General features: G+C 58.5%; 6 protein-coding genes. 4 read left to right on the top strand and 2 right to left on the bottom strand.

Annotated elements, in window-relative coordinates; all coding sequences use genetic code 11:
* The 3 genes from VD811_09125 to VD811_09115 form a co-directional block, all read left to right on the top strand.
* Positions 1-1222 (top strand): cytochrome c biogenesis protein ResB (locus tag VD811_09125; protein HXV21129.1); only part of this gene is annotated, 1222 nt, incomplete at its 5' end.
* Positions 1223-1255: 33 nt separating this feature from the next.
* Entirely contained in the window at positions 1256-2113 is an 858-nt protein-coding gene (ccsB, locus tag VD811_09120; GenBank protein HXV21128.1) for a c-type cytochrome biogenesis protein CcsB, read from the top strand.
* A 219-nt stretch (positions 2114-2332) separates the two neighbouring features.
* Complete coding sequence (locus tag VD811_09115) at positions 2333-3085, top strand: tRNA1(Val) (adenine(37)-N6)-methyltransferase (GenBank protein ID HXV21127.1); 753 nt, start codon at positions 2333-2335, stop codon at positions 3083-3085.
* A gap of 17 nt (positions 3086-3102) precedes the next feature.
* On the opposite strand, the gene VD811_09110 is transcribed toward VD811_09115, so the two are convergent.
* Positions 3103-3597 (bottom strand): DUF721 domain-containing protein, encoded by a 495-nt coding sequence (locus VD811_09110; GenBank protein ID HXV21126.1) that lies wholly within the window; start codon positions 3595-3597, stop codon positions 3103-3105.
* Positions 3594-3851 carry a hypothetical protein gene (locus VD811_09105; GenBank protein HXV21125.1) on the bottom strand — a complete coding sequence of 86 codons (258 nt, stop codon included), beginning with the start codon at positions 3849-3851 and terminating at the stop codon, positions 3594-3596. Before VD811_09105 ends, VD811_09110 begins: the two co-directional genes overlap by 4 nt.
* A 180-nt stretch (positions 3852-4031) precedes the next feature.
* Between VD811_09105 and VD811_09100 the strand changes: the two genes are divergently transcribed.
* A complete protein-coding gene (locus tag VD811_09100) occupies positions 4032-4292 on the top strand; it encodes a DUF3343 domain-containing protein (protein ID HXV21124.1) in 261 nt (86 codons plus the stop codon).
* Positions 4293-4388: the final 96 nt, after the last annotated feature.

Below are 4388 nucleotides of genomic sequence, written 5' to 3'. Positions count from 1 at the left end.
ATACCTGCAGGTATACAGTGAGTCGACCTTCCGACTCTTCGAGACGCTCGGCTTTTTCGACATGTATCACTCCTGGTGGTTCCTGGCCCTGCTTGGCCTCTTCTCGATCAACCTGATCGCCTGTTCGATCAAGCGCTTCCCCGTAGTCTGGAGGACGGTTCGGAAGCCGGTGCTGATCGCTGATGATACGCTTTTCCGCACCCTCTCCAATATGGAGGAGTACTTGGTGAAAGCGCCGGTCGCTGAGGTTCAGGGGCAACTGAGCACCTATGTTGGCCAACACTTTGCGGTACCCGTGCTGAGTGAAAAGGACGGGGTAGCTCATCTCTACGCGCAGAAAGGGGCCTGGGCCCGATTTGGCGTCTACATCACGCACCTCTCCATCCTAATCATATTTATCGGCGCCATCGTCGGCAGCCTCTGGGGTTATAAGGCGTATGTCAATATCGTTGAAGGGACCGAAACCACACAGGTCTACCCCCGCGGGGCCGGTGAACCGATCGACCTCGGTTTTGCCGTGCGTTGCGATGCCTTCTCGGTCTCCTATTACGAGGGAACGGATCGACCCAGGGAGTTCAAGAGCCTGCTGACCGTCAAAGACGGCAGCCAGACGATCGTCGAGCAGCGCCCGGTCATCGTCAACGATCCCCTCACCTACAAGGGAATCACCTTCTACCAAGCGAGCTATGGACCTGCCGGCGATCCGACTTTCAACTTCCGGGTGAAGGTCCGGGCAACGGAAGAGACCGTAGAGGTCGCTGCCCGCCAAGGTGAGCGAGTTGTTTTGCCTGGCGGCGGCTCTTTCCGTGTCGCCGATTTTACCGAGCAGTTCCAGAATTTCGGTGCGGCAGCCCGCCTCGAAGTCACACCTCCGGCCGGTGCGCCCCGCTCTTTTGTGGTGCTCAAGGCTTTTCCGGAGTTCGACGTTCAGCGCGGTGGCGAGTACATTTTCACTCTGGTTGATTACAAGCAGCGCTTCTATACCGGGTTGCAGGTGGCCAAGGACCCCGGAGTCTGGATCGTCTGGCTCGGTTGTGCCCTGATGGTCATTGGTTCCATGGTCGCGTTTTTTCTCTCGCACAGGCGGATGTGGATTACCGTCCGCCCGGTCGGTGAAAAGACCGGCATCAAGATAGGCGGCTCTGCCCACCGTAACCAGCCGGCGTTCGAAATATTTTTTGACGAATTCAAGAAAAACCTCAAAACCGAACTCAAAGTTTAGGCCCTCAGCGGCCCCTGACGGGAGAACAACATCATGTTAAGTTCGCAACTGTCCAATATTGTCACTATCGGCTACTTCATCTCGATGGTACTCTTCGTCGTCTACCTCTCCACGCGCAGCAAGGCGGTGGTGCTGGGGGGGACGATTCTCGCCTACCTTGGTTTTCTTGTGCAGACGGTCGCCATCGGCCTGCGTTGGTACGAATCGTACCAGGTGCTCGGCGCGGACGGTCGCGCGCCCCTCTCCAACCTTTACGAGTCGGTAGTCTTCTTCGCCTGGACCATCCTGCTCATCTATATCGTTATCGACCTCAAGTACAAACAGCGCGCGGTGGGAGCTTTCGTTATTCCTTTTGCTTTTCTCGCCATGGCCTGGGCCCAACTTCAGCTCAACGATGCCATTGAGCCTCTGGTGCCGGCCCTGCAGAGCAACTGGTTGACCTATCACGTTATTACCTGCTTTCTCGGCTATGCCGCATTTGCTGTCGCCTGCGGGGTCTCGATCATGTATCTGATCAAGTCCGGCAAGGAGGAAAAGAACGCATCGGGCTCACCCGCCGGCGGTATCCTTGCGGCGTTTCCGAGCACCCGGATTCTCGACGACATCAATTACAAGTCGATCATGATTGGATTTCCCCTGCTGTCGCTCGGTATCATCACCGGCGCTGCGTGGGCCAACTACGCCTGGGGAACCTACTGGAGCTGGGACCCCAAAGAGACCTGGAGCCTGATCGTCTGGTTCATCTATGCCGCATTCCTGCATGCACGCTTCACCCGGGGGTGGGTGGGGAAAAAGGCTGCCTGGCTCTCCATCGTCGGTTTTGCAGCAACGATTTTCTGCTACCTGGGGGTCAATCTGGTTCTTTCGGGGCTGCACTCCTACGGGGGATGATTTCGGGGGCCGGTTTTTCCGGCCCCTTTTTTACGCCCTGTTTCAAATGTGTTGTCGTTTGATAGCTAGTCCGAACACTGCCCGATATCCTTTTTGCGTAGGCGAACCCCGGGATGGAAGGAACGACCTTCGAGATGGGCGAAAAATCCTGCCGATGATTGATCCCGAATCCCCGGACGAGACCGGAGCACCCGGAAAATTGCCAGAGAGCAGGGTATAGTGGTTGCCCAGGATCCGACAAGCAGGCCCTTGCACCCTGCTGAAACACTCGATGACCTTCGCCCTGCCGGGTTGAAGATCATTCAGGCGAAGCGAGGGTACCGTTTTTCCCTGGATCCTGTGCTGCTATGCGCCTTTGCCCGGGTAGCCAAGGGAGAGATGGTGGCGGATCTGGGAACCGGATCGGGGGTTATCCCTCTGCTGCTGGCCGCGCGTACCGGTGCCAAGAAAATTGTCGGGGTGGAAATTCAACCAGCGTTGGCGGAGCGTTCAAGACGGAGTGTTCTGCTTAACTGTCTGCAGGATAAAGTCGATATCCTAGAAGGCGACCTGCGGGAACTGGAGGGGCGTCTTGAGCCGCAGACCTTTGACGTTGTCGTCGCCAACCCTCCATTCCGCCGACCAGGTACCGGGCGTCAGGCGCCGATAAACGAGAGAGCCGCTGCCCGCCACGAGTTGGCCGGGGGCCTGGTAGACTTCCTCCGGGCGGCGGCATGTTTATTGAGAGATGGCGGCCGGTTCTACATCGTCTTTTTGGCGGAACGACTGACGGAACTGCTGGCCGGGATGCGGGAACTATTGCTGGAGCCGAAACGGCTTCGCTGCGTGCACTCCCGGGCGGGTGAGAGAGGTACTCTGGTGCTGGTGGAGGGACGTAAGGGCGGCCGCGCCGGCCTGGCGATGGAGCCTCCGCTCTTTGTCTACGAGGGGGAAGCTTATTCGGCGGAAATCCAGGCGATATACGGAGGGTGAAGCCAGCAACGAAGGGCTCAGTCTTTGCTGCGGGCCAGATCAAGCTGGGCCTGCTTGACGAGTATCTGCTGCAGTCGCCGGCGCAGTTCGTCATCTCCCAGAGGCGCGACGATTTTCCCGATGCGGGCCATCTCCTCTGCCGGCAGGGGAGGTAAGGGAATGCTGGCCGGTTCTGCGGCGACGGAGGGGGGCTCGACCCTCCCGCGGCGCCAGAAAATATCACGGATAACCTCTGCCCCCAGTCGTTCATTGAGCCGGGCGAGAATTTTTGGCTTCATCAGCTGCAACTGCTGCATCCATACCGCTTGGTCGACACGTACATCGAGGACCCCGTCGCGGATTTTCGCCGGTTGCGCATGTGCCGCGATCTGCGGGCCAACGACCTCGTTCCACACCCGCCACGATTCGTAGGCCTGCAACTTGCCCGCCAGCCCCGATTGCTGCAGAAACTGGCTGAGCAGAGTGCCGGCGGTGGCGGCCTTTTTCATGGAGGGGCGCTGCTGGCGGCTCATGTTTTGCTGCGGCGCCGGATCCGGCCGCCGAGGATCTGGCCGAAGACAGCGCAGGCGATCGTCAACGGGATGATTTTCCAGCCGAAGCCCTCCCGAAGACGCAGAGCGATGATGAAGGGGATGGAGAGGTGGATGTAGACGAACCAGCGGAGGGAATATTTGGGCGAGGTTTCTCGCATAAAACCGAGCGGCAGATTGATCAGAAAGGCAAACAGAAGCAGGCCGGCGAGGTTGAGGGCGAGGGAAAAGTCCAACGGTGGGGAAGCCCTTTCTGTATTTCGCCGGTCGGGATGGGGATGGCGATAATGTTCTGCACTTGCCTTGGATTGATGCGCCAGTTTAGCCCCAAGTCCACTGACATGTCAACGAAAGAGCCTTGCTGGGGTGCGGCAAGCGTGGCACCATGACCGCCCGGTTTTCAGATTGAGGAATTCATGGTTCGAGACGGTGACCTGGTGGCCATTTTTCATTCCATCCACCGGGTGATGAAGGCGGAAAAAGTATTGAAGCAGGCGGGTGCCGACATCCTGTTGATTCCCGTCCCTCGTCAACTTGCCTCCGATTGTGGTCTGGCGATCCGGTACTCGCCGGGCGTACAGGCGACGGTAGAAGAGATCTTGCGGCGGGAAGAACTGTTGCCTGCCGAAATCTACCGGAGGGCGGGGCAGGAGTACCTGCGTCTGGACGTCAGCTGAATCTTTGCGGCGAGCCGGGAACGCGTGCGGGGCGCCGGTATTAGCCCCCTGATTTTCCCTTGTTTTTCCTTGACAACGGACAGGCGCTTTACTATA

This window comes from Desulfuromonadales bacterium, from assembly GCA_035620395.1.
GTDB lineage: Bacteria > Desulfobacterota > Desulfuromonadia > Desulfuromonadales > DASPGW01 > DASPGW01.
This window is presented reverse-complemented; position numbering and strand designations above follow the sequence as displayed.